Here is a 26,299-nt window from a genome sequence, read left to right on the forward strand (position 1 = left end):
TTTATGCGTGTTGAAATTACCGTAGCGAAAACTCAGCCCCTTCCCGCAGGTGCACTGGATGCACTCAGTGCCGAACTTACCCGTCGTATTTCCCGTGATTTTCCCGATGACGATCACCATGTCAAAGTCCGTTATGCGGGTGGCAATCAATTGAGCGTATTTGGTGGCTGTAAAGCGTCACGCGAACGCATTAGCGATATTTTACAAGAAACGTGGGAAAGCGCAGACGACTGGTTTATTACTGATTAACTGCCACTGTGCCGTTTTTGCCGGGTTTCGCCACCCGGTTTTTTTGTTTTAATTTCCCTCTCGCCAGATAAAGTCGCTGCATCTAGACTCATGTTTAACGATCCCCTATCCTTGCCTCGTCATGCTTACGGGAGGTGTTTTACATGACTACTGAAAAACCAGAAGAGGCGATGACCTTCGGTGAATTGCTGGCATTAATTGCTGAACAGCAGCGACGTTTAACGGTGCTGGAAAATGCCTTTGCCAGTTTGACGTTCTGCCTCGACGATCGTGCCAGTCAGTTACTGGTGCATAATCTGTCGCTCGAAGCGCAAAATCAGAACCACGACGCACAGTTACAGCAGCACTTTACTCGGTTGGCTGAAGAGATTCAGCGGCGTAATGGCCAGCTGCCTCCAGAAGCGCAGGCCTGAAACTGGCCTTTTTTTACTTGTCGCTGCAGCGTAAAGTTTTCCCCTAACGCCGCCGATAACTAAGGTGTAGCCACTGTCACGATTATCGAATAAAGGCCCGAAGCAGCGGGCACTTTATTATTCGACAAAAGTCGCATTCTGAACGCATTTATTATCGTTCTCTTTTTAATCACCACACGTTTTAACTATTGTACCGCCTGTTTCATGTTATAATTGTCCCGCTAGTGCAAGAAAAGCCGCATTGAACCTCAAGAAGCACTTCGTTTAACGAGTAATAAGGAGGTTATAATGGACAGAAATAAAGACGTCATTCAGACTCATCCGCTGGTTGGATGGGACATCAGTACCGTAGACAGTTATGACGCCATGATGATCCGCCTGCACTCGCTATCATCGCAGGATCAGAAAGAAGAAGAAGCTGACGTGGGACCCACCTACTGGCTGACTACCGACGTAGCCAGACAGTTCATCTCGATACTCGAAGCTGGCATTGCAAAGATTGAGTCCACAGAGCAATACCTACGCGATAATCAAAAGCACTAATTTCTTACTTCGCGTGAAAGGGCACCCAATAGGGTGCCTTTTTCATGGACACGATTTTTTTGCTATGCTGTTGAAAAATTTCGTCGTTTGGCAGGAGTGATGTGGTTATGGTTTATGATCTGATTGTGGTGGGCAGCGGATCGGTGGGAGCCGCCGCCGGTTTTTACGCAACCCAGGCAGGCTTATCGGTATTGATGATTGATAGTGCCCATCCTCCGCACAGCCAGGGCACACACCACGGTGAAACACGCCTGATCCGCCATGCCTATGGCGAAGGTGAACGCTATGTCCCGCTGGTGCTGCGCGCACAAACCTTGTGGGATGAGCTGGAACGTCAGAGCGGTGAACGCATTATGCATCGAAGCGGCATCCTCAATCTGGCCCCCCTCACTTCCTCATTTATCCAAAATGTCATCGACAGCGCCAAAACGTATCAACTGGAAGTAAAAATCCTGCAGGCAGACGAAGTGCGCAAGCGCTGGCCGCAGATCTCTGTGCCCGACGGCTACATTGGGGTATTCGAACCTCACTCCGGCTTCCTGAAATGTGAGCAGGCGGTTCGTAGCTGGATACAGCTGGCTGAACAGGCGGGCTGCGCACAACTGTTTAATTGCCCGGTGAGTGAGATCGCACGCGATGGTGACTTGCAGCAAGTCACTACCCGCGACGGCGTGTTTCGCGCGCGTAAATTATTGGTCAGTGCCGGAACCTGGGTGAGTGAGCTGGTAAAAGATTTGCCAGTACAACCGGTGCGTAAAGTCTTTGCCTGGTATCAGGCAGATGGACGTTATAGCGAGAACAACCAATTTCCTGGCTTCACGGTGGAGATGCCTGATGGCAGTCACTTTTATGGCTTCCCTGCCGACAACAATGCAATAAAAATGGGACGTCACGATGGCGGGCAGCTGATGCAGAAACCCGAAGATCGTAAACCTTTCGGCAGTATCGCTGCAGACGGCAGCGAAGCCTTCAGTTTCCTGCGTCCGTTCTTACCAGGGGTTGGCGTTTGCTTACACGGTGAGGCCTGCAGTTATGACAACACACCTGACGAAGACTTTATTATAGATACCCTTCCAGGCGAGCCAAATCGATTAATTATTACCGGCTTGAGTGGACACGGATTTAAATTTTCCAGCGTATTAGGTGAACTTGCCAGTGAATTTGCCCAGGATAAGCCCTTCTCCTTTGACCTGAAGCCGTTTTCACTTTCGCGCTTTGCTTAACATTGTCTCGCTGGCGCCTCAGGCGCCAGCCTTATATTGACGCAAGCTTACATTAATAGTTATTTCCTGACATTTTAGCGTTAAGATTGCCGCATTAGGTGTAGCAATATTCAATTCAATTTTATTTCCCCGCCACCTATACAACCATCGTCAATATTTCTGACGCAGACATCGATATAAACGCACAATTTCCGAATATCTTTTTAAATTTTATAGAAAGGTAAGCTTAATTGCTTTCATATTTCAAAGTATGGATGCTTATTACCACCTATTTCCAGATATGGATTCACTTTTATGTGGCGTAACTCCAGACAACATTTCGGGCTAATGACCATTATGTTGCATTGGCTAATGGCGCTGGTCATTTACGGCATGTTTGCGCTGGGTCTGTGGATGGTCGGATTGGGATATTACGATGGCTGGTATCACAGCGCCCCGGAAATCCACAAAGGCATTGGCATGCTCCTATTTGCCACATTACTGCTGCGCCTTGGCTGGCGTGTTATTTCTCCCCCACCCGCACTCTTACCACACTATTCTCCCTTAATTCGCCGCTCCGCCCGCCTGGCTCACGGGCTGTTGTATGGCTTGATGTTGCTGCTACTGGTAAGCGGCTACCTGATATCGACCGCCGATGGCAAAGCTATCTCGGTGTTCGGATGGTTCGAAGTGCCCGCCCTGTTAAGTGGAGCAGGTGAACAGGCTGATTTGGCTGGCGATCTGCATTTGTGGCTGGCCTGGGGATTAGTGCTATTTTCTGCGCTGCATGGGCTGGCGGCATTAAAACACCATTTTATTGATCGAGACGTCACATTGAAAAGGATGCTGGGTTACCGCATCCCGTTAACCTCTGAAAAGGAGAAGTAAAATGCTAAAGAAGACGTTACTGACACTGAGCGCCGCCAGCCTGTTAGGCACCAGTTTGCTGGCCAGCGCAGCAGACTATAAATTTGATAAAGAAGGCCAGCACGCCTTTGTTCAGTTCCGCATTCAGCACCTGGGTTACAGCTGGCTATACGGGACGTTCAAAGACTTTGACGGCACTTTTACTTTTGACGAAGCCAACCCAGCGGCCGATAAGGTTAACGTGACCCTGAACACCGCCAGCCTTGATACTAACCATGCCGAACGTGACAAGCATATTCGCAGCGCGGATTTCCTTAACACCGCCAAATTCCCACAAGCCACCTTTGCCTCAACCGCAGTGAAAAAAGAGGGCAAAGAGTACAAGATCACGGGTGACCTGACGCTCAACGGCGTGACAAAGCCGATCACGCTGGACGCCCGACTGCTGGGCGAAGGCAAGGATCCCTGGGGCGGCTATCGTGCCGGATTTGAAGCTAACGGTGAAATTGTGTTGAAGGAATTCAATATCACTAAAGATCTTGGACCGGCATCGCAGAAAGCTGAGCTGATTATCTCAGTGGAAGGCGTGCGGCAGTAAGGCAGAACCAGCCTGAGGTCATGCGGCCTCAGGCTGGATGCAGTTTACTTCTTCTCTGGCGCGGGGATCGCCATCGTCATGTTGAGTAAACCGCGTGACTTATTGAACACCTTATTACCGTTTTCACGGCCTGCGCGGCGTGAACGCTGCTCTTCTGGTGCTAATGTCGCCTCTTCCATACACAGCGGGCTGCAGCAGTTTTGATATTTCTCCGCACAGCTTGGGCACTGAATGAACAGCAGATGGCAACCGTCATTAACGCAGTTGGTGTGACTGTCGCACGGCACGCCGCACTGGTGGCAACTGGAGAGAATATCGTCAGAAATACGTTCGCCCATACGCTCATCAAAGACAAAGTTTTTACCTTTGAAACGGACAGGCAAACCCTGCTCACGCGCACGGCGGGTATATTCAATGATGCCGCCTTCAATGTGGTAAACATCATTGAAGCCTTTGTGTTTCATCCACGCACTGGCTTTTTCGCAGCGGATACCGCCGGTGCAGTACATGACAATCTTTTTGTCTTTATGCTCCTGCAGCATATCCACGGCCATCGGCAGCTGATCGCGGAAGGTGTCGGCCGGGACTTCCATCGCCTGATCGAAATGGCCCACTTCGAATTCGTAGTGATTACGCATGTCGACAAACACCGCATCGGGATCATCCAGCATCGCATTGACGTCTGCGGCTTTTAAATAGGCACCGACATCGCTGGCATCAAAGCTTTCATCTTCAATGCCATCGGCCACAATGCGCTCACGAACTTTCAGGCGCAGTACCCAGAAAGATTTGCCATCATCGTCCAGCGCAATGTTCATTCGCAGGTTATTTAACGCCGGGTCAAACGCATACAGTGCAGTTTTCATGGCTTCGTAATGGCTGGCAGGAACGCTGATTTGCGCGTTGATCCCCTCTTTTGCCACGTAGACGCGTCCAAAGACCTTGAGCTTTGTTAGCGCAATGTAGAGGGCATCACGGAAGACTTTCGGGTCGGCAATCTGGAAGTACTTGTAAAAAGAGACTGTGGTACGCGGCTCGTTTTCAGCCAGCATACGTTCTTTCAGCTCTTTATTGGAAACAAGGTTATGTAACACTGGCATGGTGTTCGATCCTGTTAGCAATCAGAGAAATTTAGCGCGCACATGATACCTGAATTCCGCTCGATGCAAAGCCCCTGGTCAGATAATCCTGAATGGCGTGATTACCGACGCAATTCTCCGCCGCAGTGGTAGATTAATGCGCAATCTGACTGCCTTACACCCGCCTGCAGGCTATGCTTGATTTCAGTCAGCACGAAAAAATGGCATAATCACGCCAAATAACAGAAACCGGACTCTCTGGCACAAGACGCAGGATACTGACATTTCCATGACTCAACTTCCCCAATTTTCCCGTGAACTTCTTCACCCGCGTTACTGGCTGACCTGGATAGGTATCGGCTTTCTTTATCTGCTGGTGTTACTTCCTTACCCGGTGCTGCATACGATTGGCTGTGGCCTGGGCCGCATTGCCATGCGCTTCTTAAAACGTCGTGTGGAAGTCGCGCAACGTAACCTGGAACTCTGTTTTCCGGATATGCCTACCAGCGAACGTGAAGCCATGGTGAAGCACAACTTTGAATCGGTTGGCATGGGGCTGATTGAAACCGGTATGGCGTGGTTCTGGCCTGACTGGCGTATTCAAAAATGGGTGGCCACTTCCGGGCTCGAACATGTCAGCCATGCGCTTGCGGAAAAACGCGGCATTTTATTGATTGGCATGCATTTCCTGACGCTGGAGCTGGGTGCTCGCGTGTTTGGCATGCACAACCCAGGCATTGGCGTTTACCGGCCGAATGACAATAAGCTCATCGACTGGCTGCAAACCTGGGGACGCATGCGCTCAAATAAGAGCATGCTGGATCGCAAAGATCTCAAAGGCATGATTCGCGCCATGAAGAACAACGACATCATCTGGTACGCGCCTGATCATGATTATGGCCCGCGCAGTAGCGTGTTTGCCCCGTTCTTTGCCGTGCAGGATGCGGCAACCACCACGGGCACGCATATGTTGATTCGATTGGGCAATCCCAGCGTGATCCCGTTTCTCGCCCGCCGCCTGCCCAACGGACGCGGTTATGAGCTTAAAATGATGCCTGACATTCGCCATAAGTTCTCGCTCGAGAATGAACTCGATACCGCTATCGTGATGAATAAAGTGGTTGAAGAAACCGTTCTGTTGGCACCAGAGCAGTACATGTGGTTGCACCGCCGTTTTAAAACCCGCCCTGAAGGTCAACCATCGCTGTATTAATGTGATGTGGAGCACAGTCTGTGCTCCACGCTTTCCTGAAGAAATTTGCGTTATTTCACGACGATAGTCTGTCAATTTTAGTCAAACCGGACCAGTCTGAATTCAGGCTGATGGCATTGTTCGGTCCAGCTTGAACTTAATCCATGGAGCAGAATAACCTGTAGAAATGCAGAATATTAATCTTTGTTAACGAAATGTAAACACTAAAATGCGCATCTCTTTGAATTCCCATCCAGCAGCATCAAAAAGCTTCATCAATTGAAACAGGTGGCCACGGATCTAATTTTCACGCATTCCAGGCCTATTCCTATTTAATATTGCTGAATGCTTTTGCTCCGCTTATCAATCCAGTAAAATTAACTTACATAACAAGGTATTGTCTTAGTCCACCCCCTTTATATTCTGTTTCTACAAAAGAAGAGCTATGCTTATTCCTTTCTGGAATTTGTTAGCGAAATCGATTCCAGTTAATTTCAACCGTGACAGTTAGCCAAATAACTGCCCTTCTAAAAATATAAAAAGATTACACACAGCAAATATATCGCAGGAACCTATAATATGAATAAAGGCATCTATTACTACGTGACAATCAGTACTGATCAAGAGGGCTACCACCTCTTGCATCGGAAAGAGTGTAAACGTCTACCCGTTAAGGAGGATATGGTTTTTATCGGTACGCTCTATAATTTAAATCAGGCTTTATCAACCGCTCGTATTAATTTTAAAAAGGTGAAACCCTGTATTAAATGCTGCATTCGTTACTCTGCTCCTATTATTCGCGAGTCAGTACGTCCTGTACTGCATTTCCCGCAAAAGATGATCTAAACGGTTCGGGCGGTTGAATTGCATTCATCCGCCCGCCGTTATTCTATGCCTGCCCTGCACACTTCCATTTTTCGTCTATTCTTCTGTGAAATCCCTTTCAACAGACATGGAGTTCATTATGAGCTTGTACAGCACGCTTGAAGAAGCTATCGACGCCGCACGCGAGGAGTTTCTCGCCAGCCAGACGGTTGTGCACGAAGACGATGCCAGCGTGAGCCAGTTCTCGCTACAAAAGTACGTGATGCAGGATGGTGACATCATGTGGCAGGCAGAGTTCTTTGACGGTGAAGATGAGCAAGGTGAATGCCTGCCGATCTGCAGCGGCGAAGCAGCCCAGGCGATATTTGACGGCGATTTCGACGAGGTGGAACTGCGTCAGGAGTGGCAGTCGGAAAACACCCTGCACGAGTGGGATGAAGGGGAATTCCAGCTGGAGCCACCACGCGATCTCGAAGAGGGTGAAGCTGCGGCAGAGGAATGGGAAGATGACGATAGCCCATCGGATAAATGGGCGTAAGCGTTACTCGTAAGGGCCGTGGCTGGCATCGACGGGCAGCAACAGCGTATCCATCACCAGCGAGAGTGGCAGATCAAGGATGGTCAGCACACGCCATGGCCCGTCACGCACATCCCATTGCACACCGGGATAATACTGGCTGCCATGTCCCTGTCCCGGGACGGTTCGGCTGATAATACTGCCGCAGCCGCTCAACACGAGTGTGGTTGCACACAATAGGGTTAATTTAAGGAAATAATTCACAACATTTACTCACAATGAACTGGCGTTAGTTTAACCGGGTCACGGGTGGAATAACTACACCTGTGCGCGTAAAGATTGTGTTAGTCAGAATGTTGGCAAAAAAAAAGCGGCATCGCTGCCGCTTTTAGGTTTTCGAGGTTAGCGCTGTGGAAGCGCCTCAGGATTGAGTGTCAATTTCTGATAACTCTCCACCCATTGATGATATTTCTCTGCACTTTCCCACAGGCGTGAGTGCACGCGCGCCAGCACTACTGGGTCACTGATGAGCTGCAAACGCTGCTCGCGGTTCAGTTTCTCAGGCGCATCGCTCAGTGCCTGATCGACACGGCGGTCGCGTGCATGATCCAGCAACGCACTCTGTTTGTGACGCGACGTGGCCATTGCGGTTGCCAGTGCATTGAATGCCGGGTTGAACAAGGCATGCATAAAGCCATTCTTCAACGCCCGCTCGCGGTTCAACTGCAGGTAGTGATCGGTATCAACCAGCTCTTTTGGTGGTTCATACTCTTCCGGGATCAGGAACAGCTTCGCATTCTTACTCTTCTGTCCCACCGTTGCACGGCTCGACATCACCGAAACAAACGGCGACAGAATCAGTGAGAACACAATCGGCGCCAGCCACCATAAGAAGTTCAGATCGAGCACACCCATACCGGCCGCCCAAACGATACCTAACAGCATCTGAGAACCATGACGACGGAAAGCTTCGCCCCATGGTGTAGCATCGTCATCACGCTGCGGTGAGTTCCACACCACTTCCCAGCCGAGGAACGCGCTGACCACGAATACCGTGTGGAACAGCATACGCACCGGTGCCAGCAACACCGAGAACAGCATTTCCAGAATCAGCGAGCAGAACAGCCGAATGGCACCACCGTATGGTTTGGCACCTTTGAACCAGATCAACACCACACTGAGCAGCTTCGGCAGGAACAGCAGTACCAACGTGGTAGAGAACAGCGCGATCGCCAAATCAGGACGCCACTGCGGCCACACCGGGAACAGCTGGCGCGGTTGCAGGAAGTAGGTCGGTTCCATCAGCGTATGTACCACCTGCAACGCGGTGGACAAGGCGAGGAACATAAACCACAACGGTGCTGACAGATAAGACATCACACCGGTCAGGAACACCGCACGGTGAACCGGGTGCATCCCCTTCACCAGGAACAGGCGGAAATTCATCAGGTTACCGTGGCACCAGCGACGGTCACGCTTCAGTTCATCCAGCAGGTTCGGCGGCAGTTCCTCGTAAGAGCCCGGCAGGTCATAGGCGATCCACACCCCCCAACCGGCACGGCGCATCAGCGCGGCTTCAACGAAGTCATGTGACAGAATTGAACCGGCAAAAGAACCTTCACCAGGCAGCGGTGCTAACGCACAGTGCTCGATGAACGGCTGAACACGGATGATGGCGTTATGGCCCCAGTAGTGCGATTCACCCAACTGCCAGAAGTGCAGACCGGCGGTAAACAGCGGGCCATAGACGCGGGTCGCGAACTGCTGACAACGCGCATACAGCGTGTCCATGCCTGACGCTTTTGGCGACGACTGGATAATACCGGCGTTCGGATTGGCTTCCATCATGCGCACCAGTCCGGTGAGACACTCACCGCTCATCACGCTGTCAGCATCCAGCACCACCATGTAGCTGTAATTGCTGCCCCAGCGACGGCAGAAGTCATCGATGTTACCGCTTTTACGCTTCACACGACGACGGCGACGGCGATAGAAAATCTTGCCTGCGCCTCCGACATCACGCACCAGCTCCATCCAGGCTTTCTGCTCAGCGATGGCGATATCGGCATCGTAGCTGTCGCTCAGGATATAGACATCGAAGTGCTCGGCATTACCTGTGCGCTGCACCGATTCCCAGGTGGCACGCAGACCGGCGAATACGCGTTCAACGTCTTCGTTACAGATCGGCATGATCAGCGCAGTGCGATGCTCCGGATTGAGCGGCTCATCACCCGTGGTCGAATACGAAATGCTGTATTTGTCGCGACCCATCATCAACTGCAGGAAGCCCATCAACGCGGTCCAGAAACCAGCGGACACCCAGCAGAACAGAATGGCAAACAGGAACAATATCCCGGTTTGCAAAATGTAAGGCAGGATCAGCTCTACCGACTGCAGCCAGTTCTGGTTAAACAACTCGATAGGATCGAGCAGCGTCCAGCCCTGATATGGCAGAATGGTTTTCATGTACCAGGTCGCCACTACCGTCTGTAAAATCGTCAGAATCAGCAGGACATAACGGCGCATAGAACCGACATGACGCCACTTATCTTCGGTCTTTTGCTCTTCCGCTGTGGCATAACGCGGCGTGGATTTTTTCCCACGCACAGAATCCCATGCACGCGCGATCGGGTTGGTGCGCCAGATCTCAGGGAACATCAGCGAGCGCTTCACTTTAGGCATCGCCTTCAGCGTGGTGCGGTCGAGATAATCCTTACTGAGTTGTTGACCCTCGGCCAGTGAATCCGGCCAGGCCATCTGTACGCGTGATGACACCGATTTTAGCGGCGCATCATCCGGGCGATCGCTGGCGGCAACATCTTGCCCCAGCGCCGTATGAATAGCGTGGAACGCCTGGGCATTCTGTAACGAATCACTCAGACGAGCGCGCCCCGCCGCATCAAGCGGCAGGGCCTCCACGTAAGATTGAGGTAAAAAAGTCGATTTATTCATTGGCAGGTAGCTGATAGCTCCAGGTTTCCGTCAATGTCTTGTCGCCGCTCACCAGCGCCGCACGCATTTCGGTCGGCTGCTTGTTATCTTTCACGCGCAGACGCAATACCAAACGCCAGCCTTTGGTCACCGGGTTGTAGCGTACACTCTGCTCAACCACGTCGGCATTGTTGCCTACACTGACCTGAGGCGCGACCTGAGTATTGTCCGGCAGTTTGCTCATCGCTTTACCGACGAAGTCGATAGTAAAGGCAATTGAGCCATCCGGCTGACGTACCAGGTTAGACTGCTTCACATCACCCGCAGAACGCAGCGTGTTTTTCACCCAGGCCACATCATCCTGATGAAGTTGGTTTTCATCACGCGTGAAGTGCAGACGATATTGGAAATTCATCTCTTTGCCCGGCTCTGGCAGTTTCTCAGGCGTCCAGAAAGCCACGATGTTGTCGTTGGTTTCATCCGCTGTCGGGATTTCGACCAGTTCGACACGGCCTTTACCCCAGTCACCCTGTGGCTCAACCCAACCGCTTGGACGCAGATCGTAGCGATCGTCGAGATCCTGGTAATGGCTGAAATCACGGCCACGCTGCAGCAATCCGAACCCTTTCGGATTTTCGATGGTAAAGGTGCTCACCGCCAGGTGTTTCGGGTTGTTCAGCGGACGCCAAATCCACTCACCGTTGCCCGCGTGAATGGACAGCCCATTCGAGTCATGTAACTCGTTACGGAAATTGGTCACCGGTGATGGCTGGTTAGCACCAAACAGGAACATGCTGGTCAGTGGTGCCACGCCCAGTTTGCCGACGTTGTCACGCAGGTAAACCTTAGACTGCACATCCACCGTCGACTCTTTGCCCGGTTTGATAATGAAGCGATAAGCTCCGGACGCACGTGGCGAATCCAGCAGTGCATAGATCACCAGCTGCTTGTCCTGAGGTTTTGGACGTTCAATCCAGAACTCTTTAAAGCGCGGGAACTCTTCACCTGATGGCAGTGCAGTATCAATCGCTAAGCCGCGCGCTGAAAGACCATACACCTGACCTTCGCCAATCACGCGGAAATAGCTGGCGCCCAGGAAACTGGTGATTTCGTCGTCTTTACCCTTTTTGTTTAAAGGATACAGTACTTTGAATCCGGCAAACCCGAGGTTCTTGACGGAATCAGCATCGTGTTTCACGTTGCCGAAGTTGAAATAGTCAGGGTTATATTTGATTTCACGTACTGATGAGGCGGTGACTTCATTAATTTTCACCGGCGTATCGAAATACATCCCCTGATGGTAAAACTCGAGCTTAAACGGCGTGCGCAGTTTGCCCCAGTATGCTTTGTCGTGGTTAAACTGGATCTGCTGATAATCCGCAAATTTCATATCACGAAACTGAGAGGGTAAATTGCTCTTCGGCGCTTCGTAACCTTTCCCTGCCAGCGCCTTGGCTTGTTTTGCCACATCATCAATGTTGAACGCCCAGCTATTGTTGGCGTACAACGCCAGCAGAACTGCCGCGCCTACCCAGCGCATTTTTACCAGTCCCACTTTTTTATTCACTTTATTTAGCACATCCCCCCCTTTCGTGTGCTCAGATCAAACCCATTTATCTTAAAGGATTATTCGGTTTTCCGACAGCTTATGCACAAGATTGTTCCGCTGATTTGTAAGCTGAAAGTGTGCTTTTCGGATAATTAAACCCTTCAGGTTAAGATACAGAATCACCTGATAGTATACGCTGTTTACAGGCGGTAGAATTTTCATCCAGCATAATCCGGTTTCAGGGTGAAACCGGCAAGTAAACTGACAAATTGGAAGCTTATGAGTTCAGCAAAACCCGAACGCGAATATTTTCTTGACTCCATTCGAGCGTACTTAATGTTATTAGGCGTGCCCTTTCACGTCTCGTTGATTTACTCCACACAGCGCTGGGCCGTGAATAGCCACGATGCCTCGATGTGGTTAACCGTTTTGAATGACTTCATCCACGCCTTCCGCATGCAGGTGTTCTTTGTTATTTCTGGTTATTTTTCCTACATGCTTTACCTGCGCTATCAGCCACAACACTGGCTGAAGGTCCGCATGGAGCGTGTAGGTATCCCGCTGTTAACCGCCATTCCGCTCATTACCCTGCCGCAGTTTTTTATGCTAAAAAATCTGACCGACAAAGTGGGTCATTGGAATAGCTTTTCTTGGTATGACAAGTACAACACGCTGGCGTGGGAACTGATTTCTCATCTGTGGTTTTTACTGGTTTTAGTGATTCTAACGGCATTCGGCATGCTGACCTTCCGCTGGCTGAGCACTCAGCAGCGGAAGATTGATTATCAGCAGGTAGGCTGGGGGAAACTGACGCTGGCATTTCTGGCTTATGCATTGGTCTGGTGTCTGTTCCGCCGCGTGCTGTTCTATGCCGTACCGGCCGTGTTCGCCGACGGTCTGTTCAGCGTGGCCGTGATGCAAACCCTGACGTTCCTGCCATTCTTTATGCTGGGCGCATTAGCATGGAAACATCAGGCGCTCAAAGCCTTGTTTGTGCGTTTCAATCCGGTGATGTGTTTTGGCGCCATTGCGGTATTTATCGCTTACAGCCTGAATCAGCGATACAGCAGCGGCGATGGCTGGCTGTATGAAATCGATGAGGTAATCTCAACCCTGATGGGACTTTGTATGCTGAATGTCTGCTTTAGCTTTGGTCACAAGCTGCTGAACAGCCATTCCCCGCGCATCATGTATTTAGTCAATGCCTCACTGTTTATCTATCTGGTGCACCATCCGTTGACAATTCTGTATGGCATTTACGTTACCCCGCACATAAGCAGCAACACGCTAGGTTTCTTTGTCGGTCTGCTGATGGTGTTTGGCATTGCTTTTATGCTGTATGAAATCCATCTGCGCATCCCACTGCTGCGTTTCCTGTTCTCCGGTAAACCCCAGCGCAATGCGGTTAAAGCGCCCTCTGCTACACGGTAATCGGCATCAGCCCCCACAATGTGGGGGCGATTGTTGTCCGGTGCGCCAGCATGTCCTGCGTCATTTACAACAACCACTCCACCGGTAAGCGCCACACCAATCGCACCAGCAGTCGTTGTATCCACGTACACTGCGGCTCATGCTTGTGCACCACCTCACCTGCTTCACCGGGATACTCAACCCAGTTCACCCGCCCCCAGTTGTCCAGACGCAGTGTCCAGGCGCGATCGCGCATCCCGGCAATAAAGCGCTGATGGGTTTGCTGCGCCAGGGCTTCACTTTCAATCACCAGTCCCATTTCGGTATTTAGCACCGCAGAGCGGGGATCAAAATTAAACGAGCCGATAAACACTTTTCGGTTATCAACGGTGAAGGTTTTCGCATGCAAGCTTGAGCCGGAATTACCGGTTAACCCACGGTCATGTGGGGCGTCACTGGCATTCGCTTGTGGCTTCATCTCATACAGCGCAATTCCATGACGCAGCAGCTTTTTACGCCAGCGCGCATAACCTGCGTGCACCACGGACACATCATTGGCCGCCAGTGAATTGGTGAGTATGGCGATTTTGACACCCCGCCGCTTCAGTGCGACCAGATGAGCCACGCCGGCACGCGTGGGCACAAAATACGCCGAGATGATATCGAACTGCTGTTGCGGTGTGCCAATCACCTCCAGCATGCGCTGCGGCAACAGGCTGGAACGTTTCGCTTTGCCAAGTCCCTTGCGTGGATCATCACTCAACAGACGCGATTCAGCCCACGTCATCTGCATTGATCCCTGTTCCATTTGGCTGACAAAAGAAGAGTGCTCCAGCCGCGCCAGATAACGCTGAACGGCTTCACTCTGCTGCCACTCTGCCGGTAAACGCACAGCCTGATGGGCATCGCCCGAGACATCTACTACCGCGCGCAAGGGTGAAACCGCTTTGCTCTGCCAGTAGCGCTCGAAATCGTGCGCGACTTGTTGTACCACCGGGCCAATCGCCAGCACATCCAAATCGGTAAACAGCGGCTCAACGCCAGTCCCGAAATATTCGTCGCCGATATTGCGCCCACCGACCAGTGTCACGGCCCCATCCACCGTCAGGCTCTTATTGTGCATGCGTCGATTAAGGCGGGCGAAATCAGTCAGGTAACCGAGCGCGCGCAGGGTGCGAAAGGAAAAGGGATTGAATAAGCGCACCGCAATATTGGGATGGCGATCGAGTTCGGCCAGCGTGTCATCCAGGCCCGGCGTATTATTGTCATCTAATAGCAAGCGAACGTTGACGCCACGTTCGGCGGCATCCAGCAACGCGCTAAATAACAGACGGCCAGACATGTCGTTGTGCCAGATGTAGTACTGCACATCAATTGTGTGTTGCGCCATGCCCATCAGCAGATAGCGCGCGGCAAAAGCGTCCAGACCATCGTTAAGGGGATGAATGCCACTCATCCCAGGATGCAGCGCACAACGTACATCAACAATCTCTCGTAACCCTTCGCCCGCTGGCGGTTGCTGAACGGATGCTGCTTCACTCATACCGAATCCCTGAATTCACTGGATCTATTATTGTTGGTCTTACCGCGTCGGATGGCAATCAGAGACATCTGCTACCGCTCGCTGACGCGTCTTTAGTTTACAGTCTAGACTTAGGCTTGCGTTCTGCATCCGACGTTTACCGTGAGGAGAGGATGATGACTCAGCAATCCCCGCGCCATCACCCGCAGCTTTTCCGCAGTTTCTTCCAGGGTAGCTTCCCCTGCTCTACCGCCTGCCGCAGCGGCGGTCGTCGTATGGATATGGTGATCAGTAGCGGTCACGACATGTTACTGGAGAAAGATTACGCTGCGCTGGCGCAGGAAGGATTACACACTGCCCGCGACGGTGCACGCTGGCATTTAATCGAAGCCACGCCTGGTGAATATGACTGGCGCAGCTTTTTACCGATGGTCCATGCCGCCGCACGTCACGATATGCAGATCATCTGGGAATTAGCCCATTTTGGCTACCCGGAACACCTTGATATCTGGCGTAGCGCCTTTGTCGATCATTTTGAGCGTTTCGCACGTGCCATGGCGCAGTTGATGCGTGATGAAGGCGTTGAACACCCTTTTTTCACCCCAATCAACCAAATCTCCTTTTGGTCATGGGCCGGGGCAGATGTTTCCTGGCTTGATCCCTATGCCAGCGAGCGCGGCCGCGAGCTAAAACGTCAGCTGGTACGCGCCTCGCTGGCGGCGATGCATGCGATTCGCGACGTTTATCCTGATGCGCGCTTTGTAATCACCGATCCGCTGGTGCAAATCGCCGCCGATCCTAACAACCCCGACAGCAAACCCTACGCAAATGCACAACATCAGGCCCAGTTTGAAGCCTGGGACTGGATTGCCGGGCGTGATGCGCCGGAACTGGGCGGACGTGAGGATTTCCTCGATATCCTCGGCCTGAATTACTATCCCGATAACCACTGGTTCTTTTCCGGCGACACCATCCCTGCTGAACACGCCACTTATCAACCGCTGCATCGCCTGTTGTTGCAATGCTGGCAGCGCTATCAACGTCCATTGCTGCTGGCAGAAACCGGTGCCGAAGGAGACGCGCGCGCGCCCTGGCTGCGGCATGTCACGGAACAGGCGCTGTTAGCCCTGGACGAAGGGGTGGCGCTGGAAGGCATTTCGCTCTATCCGGTAGTCGAATATCCGGCCTGGGCAGACGATCGACGTTCACCTGGCGCGCTGTTTGGCCTGGGCGATCCCAATGGCAATCGCACGCTACACGAAGCCCTGGCGTTAGAGCTACGCAGTCAGCAAATTAAGTGGCACAACCGGGAAAAACAGAATTAAGAGTGTTGCGTCGGATGAACTTTTGGCGGACAGGTTTGTACATCAAGCGTGGGATCGGCGGGATGGCGCACATCGGTCAGCCATGTCATGGTGAACAGGAACACCACGCCAATTAAACAGGCGGAGAGCAGGCCAATTATGGCAATCAGTTTGTCATCTCGGGCTTCCATCGACATCTCCTTGCAGGCTTCCATGAACTGTTGCTGACCTTAGCTCATCCATAACGTCACCATCAGGACGAAGATTATAAGGGTAACAGAGGTCACTGCAAGTACCACAATAGCGAAGTGCGCATCATCCAGAGATTGTCGTAAAGGCTCGTCGTGATCGTCAGGTGGCGCGGGTGAACTCATGTCGACTCAATAACAAAAGACTTTTGTGCGCGGGATTGCCGCACTGAGTGTAATGGAATGCGTGGCAAGGTACAGAATTATTTCAGTATGAAATGACAACAGGGACGCGATGGCGTCCCTGTTAAGAGCGGATTAGAAATCGTAGCTCATGGAGACTTTCAGGGTGCGAGGATCGCCCTGCACCAGATAGGTGCCGGTACCATCTACGTTGGCCCAGTATTTCTCATTGGTCACGTTATCCACACCCACGCGCCAGACCAGATCGTTCTGGCTGACCTTCATGCGGTAACGCACACCCAAATCGAGCGTGGTATAGCTACCTAGTTTCAACGTATTGGCTGAGTTAGCATACTGCGAACCGGAGTGATTCAGCATGGCTGTCGCGGTCAAACCATCAACAGGCTTGATGTCGTACTCAGCACCCAGCACATAGTTGTAACGAGGCACACCGATAGCCTGTTTGCCATCATAGGTGCCGCCGGAGGTTTTCGTCATCACTGGATCGATCCAGGTCGCACTGGCATTCAAGCGCAGACCCAGAACCGGCTCACCAAAGACGTTGGCTTCCAGCCCACGGTGACGCTGCTCGCCATCCATCACATAAGCGCCGTCGCTGTTTAACAGGCCTGATGGTTTCTTGATTTCAAAAAGACCTAACGATCCGCCCATACGACCGAAGTCGGTTTTCACCCCGATTTCGTTTTGCTTGGAGTGTGCAACACCCGTTACGCTGCCATAGTTAGTCGCGGTGTTAGGTGCCACGCTGCCTGGCTGTAACGCTTCGGTGTGGTTCGCGTAGAAGGACACCTGTTTCCACGGCTTATAAACCACGCCGTAAGTTGGCATCCAGCGATCATTGGTATAACGAGAACTGACATCTTCCGCGCCTGTTCCGTAAGCATAATTACGCACCACCACTTTCTGATGACGCGCACCCACGGTGAACAGCAGCGTATCGTCAAACACGCCTAATGTGTCACTCAGCAGATAACCTTGCGTACGTGTGCGGGCTGTCGTCAGCGGATCTGAGAATTTACCACCGGCGAAGGTCGCTGCCGGCTCTGCAACATCACCGCTGTTGTAAATGTTGAACGGCGTGCCGACCAGCGACATGTTGTAGGCGTTTTTGGCATTGGTGGTTAATGCTGAATAGCCCACATTGACTTTATGACTGACGAAACCGGTGTGGAAATCACCGCGCAGACCCACCATACCGCTCATGTTGTCCTGAATGCGGTTGGAGTAGAAGCTGCTGATAGTGCCATCACCATTAGTGTCGGTAACCGTTGGCGAACCATAGTTACCGGTTTCGTGGGCGTGCTGCGCACCCAGTCCGGCATAGGCCGTCCAGCTATCGGTGATATCGTATTCCGCTTTCGCCATTCCGAATTCGGATTCCATATCGCTATACACCCATTTCTGGCTGTAGTTATGCGAATTGGAGGGAACTTCTGGAATGAAGTCGCCGAATTTCACGCCTTGCAGCGCATCATGATAGGTCTTTTTCTGATAGCCCACGTCCAGTGAGGTGCGCAGACGATCGCCACGATAATCCAGGCCCAATGATGCTGCCGTGGTGCGTTTCTTTTCGCCATCGACGCCAGTCTCACCTTCGCGATGAACTGCATTGAAACGTACGCCAAACTGGTTGTTATCACCGAAACGACGACCCACGTCCAGCGTTCCGCCGACCTGAGAAGAAGAGGTGTAATCCACGCCAACGCGGGTAATCGGCGTATCTTCCGCGTGCTTCGGCTCAAGGTTGATCATGCCACCGACGCCAGATGACGCCGCGCCGTTAACCAGGCTGTTAGCGCCTTTGAAAATTTCGACGCGATCAATCAGGGAAGCGTCCATCACCTGACGCGGCACCACGCCTGCCAGACCACCGAAGGTCATGTCGTCGCCATCCAATTCAAAGCCACGGATGCGATAAGCCTCGGCAAAGTTACCGTAGCCTTTAACATTTTGAACGCCTGCGTCATTACGCACCACGTCAGCGATGGTTTTCGCCTGCTGATCCTGAATCATTTTCGAGGTGAAGCCGATGACGTTAAACGGCACGTCCATGGCATTCTGCTCACCCAGCATGCCAAGGCGGCCGCCGTGGGCGATTTGCCCGTCGAGGTACGCGGGTACTAAATCATTGCCGCCGGATTTGAAGTCAGCTTGTGGCGTTGCGGTCACAGTCAGCGTCTGCTGCTCGTTTTTGGCCGCGGTTGAAGACGTTGTGGTGTTGGTGGTAGCAGCCATCACTGGCAAACAACCGGCACTGACCAGAACAGCAAGCAGCGTCGGTTTCAGTCCGGGATTGAAAGGCGAAGTACGCATGGATATCCCCTGATACGAAATATATTGATAATCATTTTTATTACGGTTTGCGATTATGCGGAGTGTTATTACGAAAGCAAGCAAAATCGCTGAACTTCCTCAACTCAGCGTGGTCAGATGCGCTTATTTGTTAAGAAAACGAAAACACCCTGCGCTAATTGCCCTGACCACTGTAATTTCACTCAGAAAATGTGGGGATTTAAGGCCGGTAAAAATAAGAGTACCGCGGCTTCGTTTATTGAAACCGCCGTCAGTCTGGGGGATTTAGGCGTTGTGACTTCGTTGATTGAAACCGCTGACTGTGTGGGAATTTAGGCGTCGCGGCTTCACTTATTGAAGCCGCTGACAGTCGGGAATTCAGGCGTCGCGCCAGCGTTTAAACACCAGCGAGGTGTTGATACCCCCGAAGGCAAAGTTGTTGGATTGAATATAATCGGTATCGATCGAGCGTGATTCGCCGATGATATAGTCCAGATCGCCACACTCTGCCGCGGGCTGCGTCAGATTCAGCGTGGGCGCAAACCACCCTTCTCGCATCATCTCAATGCTCATCCAGGCTTCCAGTGCACCACAAGCACCGAGCGTGTGACCAAAATAGCTTTTCAGCGAGGAGATTGGCGTGTCATTGCCAAAAATCGCCGCGGTGGCCTGACTTTCAGCGATGTCGCCGCGATCGGTGGCCGTGCCATGGGCGTTGATATAGCCAATCTGCTCCGGCGTCACACCCGCCGTTTTCAGCGCGCGTTCGATGCAGATCTGCATGGTTTCACGCTGCGGCTGGGTAATATGCGCCGCATCACAGTTGGTGTGGAAACCCACCAGTTCGGCGTAAATGGTGGCGCCGCGTGCCTGGGCATGCTCCAGTGATTCGAGGATCAAGGTTCCCGCGCCTTCGCCAATCACCAACCCATCGCGATGCTGATCAAAAGGTGACGGTGAAGAATGCGGTGCATCGTTGCGTTGGCTGGTGGCAAACAACGTGTCAAACACCGCCGCTTCGGAAGGACACAACTCTTCCGCACCGCCCGCCACCATCACGGCTTGATATCCATGGCGGATCGCTTCCCACGCATAGCCAATCGCCTGGCTGCCCGAGGTGCAGGCGCTGGAAGTCGGGATCACCCGGCCGCGCAGGCCAAAGAACAGCCCGGCGTTCACCGCCGTGGTATGCGGCATCATCTGCACATAGGTGGTGCCGGTAATGTTGTTGGTATGTTTTTCTGTCAGCATGGTGGCAAATTCACTGACCGGGCCGGTGCTGCCAGTAGATGAACCATAGGCAATACCGGTTTCCCCGCTGGTCAGCACCGGGTGATCGATCAAGCCGGCCTGTTCCAGCGCCAACTCGGTGGCGCGCGTCGCCATTAGCGACACTCGCCCCATCGAACGAATGCGTTTGCGCGTGTAGTGCGCAGGCAGTTCGAAGTTATCGACCGGGGCACCGAGCAAGGTGTGTAAGCCGTCGTAAATCTGCCATTCCGGCATTTTACGCACTGCATTTTGCCCCTGCTTAATGCGCGCAGCCACCGCTGGCCAGTTTTCACCAAAGGCAGTGACGCCCCCCATTCCGGTTACCACGACCCGCTGCATCACAGCATACCTCCATTAATTGAAATCACCTGACGCGTTACGTAGCCCGCAATATCCGACATCAAATAGCTGGCGAGCCCGGCGACTTCCTCAGCCGCGCCCATCCGTTTCATCGGGATGATTTTCAGCGCTTCGTCGATCACCATCGGCTCCAGATCCGGCATGCCGGTGTCAATCAAACCTGGCGCGATACAGTTCACGGTGATTTTGCGTTTTGCTAACTCGATGGCCAGCGCTTTGGTGGCACCAATAATCCCTGCCTTGGCCGCGCTGTAATTCACCTGACCGCGATTGCCCATGATACCGGACACCGAGGATAGGGTGACGATTCGGCCGCCTTTACGCAGACCAATCATCGGCATCACACAGGGATGAATCACGTTGTAGAAGCTGTCGAGGTTGGTGTGGATCACGCTGTCCCACTCATCTTCGGTCAGGGCCGGGAAAGCGCCGTCACGCGTAATACCGGCATTGTTCACTACGCCGTAATAGGCGCCGTGTTCGGCGATATCGTTTTCAATTGCCGTGCGTGTGGCTTCGCGATCGGCCACGTCAAACTGCAGAGTGCGCCCCACTCCGCCCGCATTCGTGATGTCCGCCAGCGTCTGTTGTGCACCCGCTGCATCACGGTGGTAATGCACCACCACGTTGAAACCATCCTGCGCCAGGCGAAGCGCAATGGCGCGGCCAATCCCTTTACTGGCGCCGGTCACTAATACGCTGCGCGTCATGCCTGCATCCCTTGTTGTAATTGGTTAAGTTCCTGTTCATCCGGCTGATAGGTATTCAGCCGACCGCTGGCAAGGACCGTATCCTGACTGCGGATCTCGCCTTCAAAGCTACCGAGCTTGTCGTCACGCATCAGCAGATGCATTTCCACCCGCAGCGTGCTGTCTGCGGCAAAGGTGGCAGCAGCGGCACGATAGCCGCGTCCCCCCAGTAACATGCCGGGGCGGATATTCCGATCGCCGCGCTGTCGGGCATGAAAGCCAGACCAGACGCCAACGGTCTGCGCCATGATCTCGACGCCAAACCACGCGGGCAGCTCGCCCTGCGCATTAAGAAACGGCGCGAGTACGCCCTGGTGGTTGATGGTCACTTCACACACCACACGCTCGTCGCTGACCTGAATCACGCGATCCAGCAGCAGCATCGGTGCACGGTGCGGCAGATAGTCGCCCACCGGCAGAAAATCAGTCATGAGGCTTTCCTACAATCAGGCAGGTGTTGTTCCCGCCAAAGGCAAAAGAGTTTGAGGCGATGATGGGACGCGCCAGCGGCTGTGGCAAAGTCAGCAGTCCGCAAACCGGCAGCGTGCTATCCAGGGTAGTGGCGCTAAAATCCTGCGCCGGTAACGCCAGATTCTGCTGCACGATGAGTGCCGCCAGCGCCGCCTCGGTCGCACCCGCCGCGCCGAGCGTGTGGCCCGTTAGGTGCTTAGTGGAACTACAGGGCACGCTATCGCCAAACAAACGATGAACCACGCCCGACTCGACCTGATCGTTGAGTGGTGTCGCGGTGCCGTGCAAATTAATGTAGCCGATATCCTGTGGCTGCAATTGGGCCTGCTTCAGCGCCATCTTCATCGCTTGCTCGGCGCCAATGCCTTCTGGATGCGGAGCCGACATATGCCAGGCGTCTGATGACTCACCCGCACCAAGCAGCGCCAGCGACTGCGGCTCACGCGTCAGCAGCAGCAGCGCCCCCGCTTCACCGATAGAAATACCGTCACGTTCTGCGCTGAACGGTGCACACTGGCGTTCGGATAACGAATCCAGGCTGGCAAAACCGTTTATTGGCATGCGGCTCAATGAATCCGCACCGCCCACCAGCGCCACATCCACCAGACCGGCCTCAATCAAGCGCTGTCCACTGATCAACGCGCGTGCACTGGAGGAACAGGCAGTAGAAATGGTGTACGCCGGGCCGTCCAGTTCAAGGTAGTGCGCCAGGAAACGCGACGGATCGCCCAACTCCTGCATGCGGTAATCGTAACCCGGTAAGCCTCTGTCAACCTGACGATCGCCTTCGTCCACGCCCGAGGTGCTGGTGCCCAGCACCACCGCGACACGTTCACCACCAAAGCGGGCAATCGCCGCATCCACGGCCGGACGGATCTGCGCCAGCGCCGCCAGCAGCAGCTGATTATTGCGCGTGTTATGCGTGGCAAGTGCGGCGGGCACAGCTGGCAGTTCGCCCGGCACCTCGCCCAGCCAGCAGGTTTTACCTTGCTGCAACCAGCCTTCGCGCGGCTGCATGCCGGGTGCGTGGCCTGAGGTTAACTGCGCGGCAATCTGCTCCAATGAGTTGCCAAGCGCATTCACCATGCCAAACGCCGAAATGTAGATCATGACGATGCGTCCAGATGCTGGATTTGAATTTGATAACCGAAGGCGCGCTGATCGATGCTGATCGGTTCACGTACGGTTCCCCGTTGCAGGTAGCGAATCAACGTCACCACGTTACCGGCAGGATCGCGCAACTCACGACGATCGCCCTTGTCGATCAACTGCCAGCCTGGCGGCAACTGCGGCTGCCACGCACTCAGCGGCCAGTGGCTCAGCATGACATCTGCCAGCACCTGGCTGGCTGGCGGCATTTCGGGCAGCGCCATCATCTGCTGCGTATGAATCCCGTTTTTATCATAGGTCACACGGAACAAGCGAATGCCCAGCGAGGACAAACCCGCCAGGCTGATTTGCTGTGAATCGGCGCTCAGCAGCACCAGCAGTGACTGGGTTTTACCTTTGGCGTGGCCGGTCAGCAGTTGCTGCTGCTGAAACGCGGGTGAAATGCCCGGCGCAGGCAACGTGACGCGCACGCCCGGTTTCAGCCACGCGGTGGGCCGTTCGGATGGGCTGTCATGCTGCGCACAACCGCTTAACAGCAGGCTCAGCATCAACAACAAAGCACCTGTTTTCATCGTTGCTTCCTTTTCCCTGGTGCCAGCGCCAGCGGCGCTAACAAGAATGCACAAAAGATCCCGCTGCACAGCACCGTACCAAAACCACTGATCGCCGCTGTGCTGCTGAACACCAGCATGCCCAGCGTCAGCAGTGTGGTCATCATCGCCAGCGTGACGGCCAGCATAGAGGTCAGCGGCGTACCGCGCGGATTACTGAAGAACAGCGTGTAATTGATGCCGATGCCCAGCACCAGAATCAGCGCCAGCAAGGCAAATAAGTTCAGGCTGGCGCCAATCCAGCCTAATGTCGCCAGCGCTGCCGCCAGCGACAGCCAGGAAGGCAAGGCGCTGCGTAAACCCGCTTGCAGGCCAAGGCGCACGATGTAACTGACGGTGATCAGCAACAACGCCAGCGCCAACAGGCCACTCAGCAGCGTACGCCAGAAACGGAACAGTTCATCGTAGCTGGCTTTGCGATCGACCCAGCTCACGCCCGCCTGCTGCGTTGCTAAATCGAGTAACGCCGCACTGTTTTTCACGCCATTGACCGGCACCAGCACGCTGCTGCGTCCATCCGGCAGCGAGAGCCACAGCAAACGCCAGCCCTCGCTCAGCGGACTTGCCAGCCAGTCATCGGCATTGACTGGCATCGCCGCAAGATCGGCATTGGCTAACGAGATTCCCGCCTGTTTTAACCGCGTCAGGATATTCGGCGCAGCCTGCTGCAACAGCTGCAGATCCTGCTGTTGCTGATCCAGCGAATTAAGCGGCAATACGCGATAACCTGCCATCCAGCCCTGCTGCTGCGCCAGTTGTAGCTTGGGTGTCAGTGCGCTGAGACGCTGCAATGCCTGCTGCTCGTTATCCTCCCACACCACGAACCAGGTTTGGTCGGCCTGTTGTCCCGTGAGCTGTGCCAGTTGCCGATCCTGAGCCAGCAATTTAGCCGGAGCGCTCTGCAGATGAGCAATATCGTCATCGACGCGCAGCTGAATCATGCCGCTCAATGCATAGAGCGCCACCAGCAGTGGCAATCCGACTTTTAACAGCGTGTTGCGGCGCCATGCCGCTAACCAGCGCGCCAGCCACACCATACCGGGAATCGGTCGCACCGGCAGGCCACGCACCAGCCATGGATAAAAACAGATCACCGTCAGGCAAGATGCACTTAACCCGCTGGCGGCGAACACCGCCAGTTGGCGCAAACCGGGGAACGGTGCCAGCAGCATCAGCAACCAGGCAATCGCCGTGGTGCCCAGTGCCAGCAGTAACGTGGCGCGCACTTTATGCAGGCTTTGCCACGGCGTGTTTTGTTCGCCGTGTACCATGCGTTCCGTCAGATAGTACAAGGTATAATCGGCAGAGATGCCGACAATGCTGAGGCTCATCACTAAAGTCGTGAGATGCAGCTCACCAAAACAGATCAAGGTCAGCACCGTACCCGCCATCGCGCCTATCGCCACCGAGAGCGCACACAGCGCCAGGGGCCGCAGCGAGCGGAACACCAGCCACACCAGCAGCAGCAAGCCGGCCAGTGTGACGCTGCCGAGCGTCTCGACATCATGCTGCGCGCGCTGGCTGGCATCATCGCTAAACAGCACTGTGCCACGCGTTAACAGCTGCGCATCTGGCCAGCGCGTTTTTAACTGCTGTTCAAGCTGGTTGAGGGCGGTCACCAACTGATGACTTTGCTGAATGCTAAAGGCATTGCTCGCCAGTTCACCGTGCAGGAAATACCAGCGGCGCTGCTGGGCGTCATTCACGGTTAACCAGCCGTTATGCAGTACCATTTTGCTGGCATTCTGCTGCAGTGCCAGCTGCGCGCCACGCACCAGCATCAGCGGATCGTTTTGAATTTCTTTACTGCTCACACCGGCAAACGCTGAAAACAGTTGCGCCAGAATCCAGTCGGCTTGTGCCGTACCGCCGTTTTGCAGACGGGCGCGCGTTAACGGATCGATCAGGCCGTTACGATGCTGGAAGGCGTAGGTGCCCCAACGCTGCATCTGGTCATCATCCAGCGCACCGCTCACCTGTTTCAGCATCGGCAGCGCCTGCAGCTGCGCTTGCCACCACTCTGCCGCTTCATCGCCGTGATCGTTATCGGCGCTCACCAGCCACACCAGCTGACGATCCAGCCGCTGCATAAAGCCTTGCTGGATTTCAGCGGGTGCCTGCCCCAGATTTTGTTGCGGCAGTAAAGCCAGCACGCTGCTGTTCAGCTGGCTGCGCGGCAACAGGATGGCCAGGGCCACCGCCAATGCCAGACAAACCGCCAGCCACAGCAGCGCAGCGGTTTTCTCACTGCGCTGGGGCAAAACGCGCTCGCTCTTCATCAGTCAATTGTTTCGGCTCGGTGCGGGTATCACTTAAGGTGATGGAGGTTTTATCGCCCTGCTTATCATCCAGCGTAATGCTGTTAAGGAAGGCTGCTCCTTGCAGATCGATGCGGTTGAAAATTTTGTTCAGCGGTGCCGCCTTAGGCGTCAGGCTGAGCTGCCACTGGTCATTCCCTTTATCATGGAAATCGAGTTCGAAATTCTCGCGCAGCACCTTTTCGTCGGCCTGAAACAAGGCGCGCAGCAGATGATTGAACTGAAACATCTGCGGATTGCTGTCGGCGGTGATCACCTGCGGCGGCTGACCGCTCATGCTCTGCACCATGCGCTTATCATCGAGAATCAAGGTCATCACAAACGGCGTGGCCTGATGCCACCACAAACCTTGTTGCTGGGCGATTAATAACTGGCCACGCGACACCAGCGGCTGCGACATACCAGAAATGGTACGCACCTGCTCGAAGTTGGCGCGGATCACCGGCTGGCTGGCAAAACGCTGCTGCAGCTGATCCAACGTGATGGCCTGTGCGCTGGCACACAGCAACGTCAGCATCAGACA

At 53.8% G+C, this 26,299-nt stretch carries 25 protein-coding genes; 11 read left to right on the forward strand and 14 right to left on the reverse strand.

Annotated elements, in window-relative coordinates:
• Nucleotides 1–3: 3 nt before the first annotated feature.
• From dinI to WFP70_RS09355, 6 genes are all read left to right on the forward strand, one after another.
• Nucleotides 4–249: a DNA damage-inducible protein I gene (gene dinI / locus WFP70_RS09330; protein ID WP_034820137.1), complete on the forward strand. Its 246-nt coding sequence runs from the start codon at nucleotides 4–6 to the stop codon at nucleotides 247–249.
• A gap of 143 nt (nucleotides 250–392) precedes the next feature.
• A complete protein-coding gene (locus tag WFP70_RS09335) occupies nucleotides 393–662 on the forward strand; it encodes a hypothetical protein (protein ID WP_034820140.1) in 270 nt (89 codons plus the stop codon).
• Nucleotides 663–950: 288 nt separating this feature from the next.
• Nucleotides 951–1,205, forward strand: a complete 255-nt coding sequence (bssS, locus tag WFP70_RS09340) for a biofilm formation regulator BssS (RefSeq protein ID WP_013508627.1) — start codon at nucleotides 951–953, stop codon at nucleotides 1,203–1,205.
• Between the two features lie 107 nt (nucleotides 1,206–1,312).
• Complete coding sequence (gene solA / locus WFP70_RS09345; protein WP_337023203.1) at nucleotides 1,313–2,428, forward strand: N-methyl-L-tryptophan oxidase; 1,116 nt, start codon at nucleotides 1,313–1,315, stop codon at nucleotides 2,426–2,428.
• Between the two features lie 294 nt (nucleotides 2,429–2,722).
• Nucleotides 2,723–3,295: a cytochrome b gene (locus WFP70_RS09350; RefSeq protein WP_337023202.1), complete on the forward strand. Its 573-nt coding sequence runs from the start codon at nucleotides 2,723–2,725 to the stop codon at nucleotides 3,293–3,295.
• A 1-nt stretch (nucleotide 3,296) separates the two neighbouring features.
• Entirely contained in the window at nucleotides 3,297–3,872 is a 576-nt protein-coding gene (locus WFP70_RS09355) for a YceI family protein (RefSeq protein ID WP_337023201.1), read from the forward strand.
• A 44-nt stretch (nucleotides 3,873–3,916) separates the two neighbouring features.
• Here the strand turns inward: WFP70_RS09355 and trhO are convergent, their stop codons facing one another.
• Nucleotides 3,917–4,972, reverse strand: a complete 1,056-nt coding sequence (gene trhO, locus WFP70_RS09360; protein ID WP_337023200.1) for an oxygen-dependent tRNA uridine(34) hydroxylase TrhO — start codon at nucleotides 4,970–4,972, stop codon at nucleotides 3,917–3,919.
• A 268-nt stretch (nucleotides 4,973–5,240) separates the two neighbouring features.
• Between trhO and WFP70_RS09365 the strand changes: the two genes are divergently transcribed.
• The 3 genes from WFP70_RS09365 (at nucleotide 5,241) to WFP70_RS09375 (ending at nucleotide 7,506) form a co-directional block, all read left to right on the forward strand.
• Nucleotides 5,241–6,164 (forward strand): Kdo(2)-lipid IV(A) acyltransferase, encoded by a 924-nt coding sequence (locus WFP70_RS09365; RefSeq protein ID WP_034820169.1) that lies wholly within the window; start codon nucleotides 5,241–5,243, stop codon nucleotides 6,162–6,164.
• A 558-nt stretch (nucleotides 6,165–6,722) separates the two neighbouring features.
• Entirely contained in the window at nucleotides 6,723–6,989 is a 267-nt protein-coding gene (locus tag WFP70_RS09370) for a hypothetical protein (RefSeq protein ID WP_034820172.1), read from the forward strand.
• 118 nt (nucleotides 6,990–7,107) lie between these two features.
• Complete coding sequence (locus WFP70_RS09375; RefSeq protein ID WP_337023199.1) at nucleotides 7,108–7,506, forward strand: MysB family protein; 399 nt, start codon at nucleotides 7,108–7,110, stop codon at nucleotides 7,504–7,506.
• A 3-nt stretch (nucleotides 7,507–7,509) separates the two neighbouring features.
• On the opposite strand, the gene WFP70_RS09380 is transcribed toward WFP70_RS09375, so the two are convergent.
• The 3 genes from WFP70_RS09380 to WFP70_RS09390 all read right to left on the reverse strand — a co-directional run bounded on the left by WFP70_RS09380 (nucleotide 7,510) and on the right by WFP70_RS09390 (nucleotide 11,965).
• Nucleotides 7,510–7,749, reverse strand: a complete 240-nt coding sequence (locus tag WFP70_RS09380; RefSeq protein WP_211727775.1) for a YceK/YidQ family lipoprotein — start codon at nucleotides 7,747–7,749, stop codon at nucleotides 7,510–7,512.
• Nucleotides 7,750–7,887: 138 nt separating this feature from the next.
• Nucleotides 7,888–10,437 carry a glucans biosynthesis glucosyltransferase MdoH gene (mdoH, locus tag WFP70_RS09385; RefSeq protein WP_058959607.1) on the reverse strand — a complete coding sequence of 850 codons (2,550 nt, stop codon included), beginning with the start codon at nucleotides 10,435–10,437 and terminating at the stop codon, nucleotides 7,888–7,890.
• Nucleotides 10,430–11,965, reverse strand: a complete 1,536-nt coding sequence (locus WFP70_RS09390) for a glucan biosynthesis protein G (RefSeq protein ID WP_182058499.1) — start codon at nucleotides 11,963–11,965, stop codon at nucleotides 10,430–10,432. Before WFP70_RS09390 ends, mdoH begins: the two co-directional genes overlap by 8 nt.
• A 279-nt stretch (nucleotides 11,966–12,244) precedes the next feature.
• On the opposite strand from WFP70_RS09390, the gene mdoC reads away from it, so the two are divergent.
• The gene (mdoC, locus tag WFP70_RS09395; protein ID WP_337023198.1) at nucleotides 12,245–13,396 is read left to right on the forward strand and encodes a glucans biosynthesis protein MdoC; all 1,152 of its coding nucleotides are present in this window, start codon (nucleotides 12,245–12,247) and stop codon (nucleotides 13,394–13,396) included.
• Between the two features lie 64 nt (nucleotides 13,397–13,460).
• On the opposite strand, the gene WFP70_RS09400 is transcribed toward mdoC, so the two are convergent.
• Nucleotides 13,461–14,918 (reverse strand): phospholipase D-like domain-containing protein, encoded by a 1,458-nt coding sequence (locus tag WFP70_RS09400; RefSeq protein WP_337023197.1) that lies wholly within the window; start codon nucleotides 14,916–14,918, stop codon nucleotides 13,461–13,463.
• Nucleotides 14,919–15,073: 155 nt separating this feature from the next.
• Between WFP70_RS09400 and WFP70_RS09405 the strand changes: the two genes are divergently transcribed.
• Nucleotides 15,074–16,222 (forward strand): beta-glucosidase, encoded by a 1,149-nt coding sequence (locus WFP70_RS09405; RefSeq protein ID WP_337023196.1) that lies wholly within the window; start codon nucleotides 15,074–15,076, stop codon nucleotides 16,220–16,222.
• Here the strand turns inward: WFP70_RS09405 and WFP70_RS09410 are convergent.
• From WFP70_RS09410 to WFP70_RS09450, 9 genes are all read right to left on the reverse strand, one after another.
• A complete protein-coding gene (locus WFP70_RS09410; protein ID WP_166931874.1) occupies nucleotides 16,219–16,392 on the reverse strand; it encodes a hypothetical protein in 174 nt (57 codons plus the stop codon). The genes WFP70_RS09405 and WFP70_RS09410 overlap by 4 nt on opposite strands.
• Before the next feature lie 315 nt (nucleotides 16,393–16,707).
• Entirely contained in the window at nucleotides 16,708–18,906 is a 2,199-nt protein-coding gene (locus WFP70_RS09415; RefSeq protein ID WP_058959611.1) for a TonB-dependent receptor, read from the reverse strand.
• A 357-nt stretch (nucleotides 18,907–19,263) separates the two neighbouring features.
• Complete coding sequence (locus WFP70_RS09420) at nucleotides 19,264–20,496, reverse strand: beta-ketoacyl-ACP synthase (protein WP_097119595.1); 1,233 nt, start codon at nucleotides 20,494–20,496, stop codon at nucleotides 19,264–19,266.
• A complete protein-coding gene (locus WFP70_RS09425) occupies nucleotides 20,496–21,227 on the reverse strand; it encodes a 3-ketoacyl-ACP reductase FabG2 (protein ID WP_337023195.1) in 732 nt (243 codons plus the stop codon). Before WFP70_RS09425 ends, WFP70_RS09420 begins: the two co-directional genes overlap by 1 nt.
• The gene (locus tag WFP70_RS09430; RefSeq protein WP_097119594.1) at nucleotides 21,224–21,697 is read right to left on the reverse strand and encodes an ApeP family dehydratase; all 474 of its coding nucleotides are present in this window, start codon (nucleotides 21,695–21,697) and stop codon (nucleotides 21,224–21,226) included. The genes WFP70_RS09425 and WFP70_RS09430 overlap by 4 nt, the downstream gene beginning before the upstream one ends.
• On the reverse strand, nucleotides 21,690–22,847 hold the full coding sequence (locus tag WFP70_RS09435; RefSeq protein WP_283216018.1) for a beta-ketoacyl-[acyl-carrier-protein] synthase family protein: 1,158 nt from the start codon (nucleotides 22,845–22,847) through the stop codon (nucleotides 21,690–21,692). Before WFP70_RS09435 ends, WFP70_RS09430 begins: the two co-directional genes overlap by 8 nt.
• Nucleotides 22,844–23,419 (reverse strand): DUF3261 domain-containing protein, encoded by a 576-nt coding sequence (locus WFP70_RS09440; protein ID WP_097119592.1) that lies wholly within the window; start codon nucleotides 23,417–23,419, stop codon nucleotides 22,844–22,846. The genes WFP70_RS09435 and WFP70_RS09440 overlap by 4 nt, the downstream gene beginning before the upstream one ends.
• A complete protein-coding gene (locus WFP70_RS09445; RefSeq protein ID WP_337023194.1) occupies nucleotides 23,416–25,737 on the reverse strand; it encodes an MMPL family transporter in 2,322 nt (773 codons plus the stop codon). The genes WFP70_RS09440 and WFP70_RS09445 overlap by 4 nt, the downstream gene beginning before the upstream one ends.
• Complete coding sequence (locus tag WFP70_RS09450; protein ID WP_337023279.1) at nucleotides 25,703–26,293, reverse strand: outer membrane lipoprotein carrier protein LolA; 591 nt, start codon at nucleotides 26,291–26,293, stop codon at nucleotides 25,703–25,705. The genes WFP70_RS09445 and WFP70_RS09450 overlap by 35 nt, the downstream gene beginning before the upstream one ends.
• Between the last annotated feature and the right edge of the window lie 6 nt (nucleotides 26,294–26,299).

Source organism: Pantoea sp. USMM079, assembly GCF_037153115.1.
GTDB classification, from domain to species: domain Bacteria; phylum Pseudomonadota; class Gammaproteobacteria; order Enterobacterales; family Enterobacteriaceae; genus Pantoea; species Pantoea communis.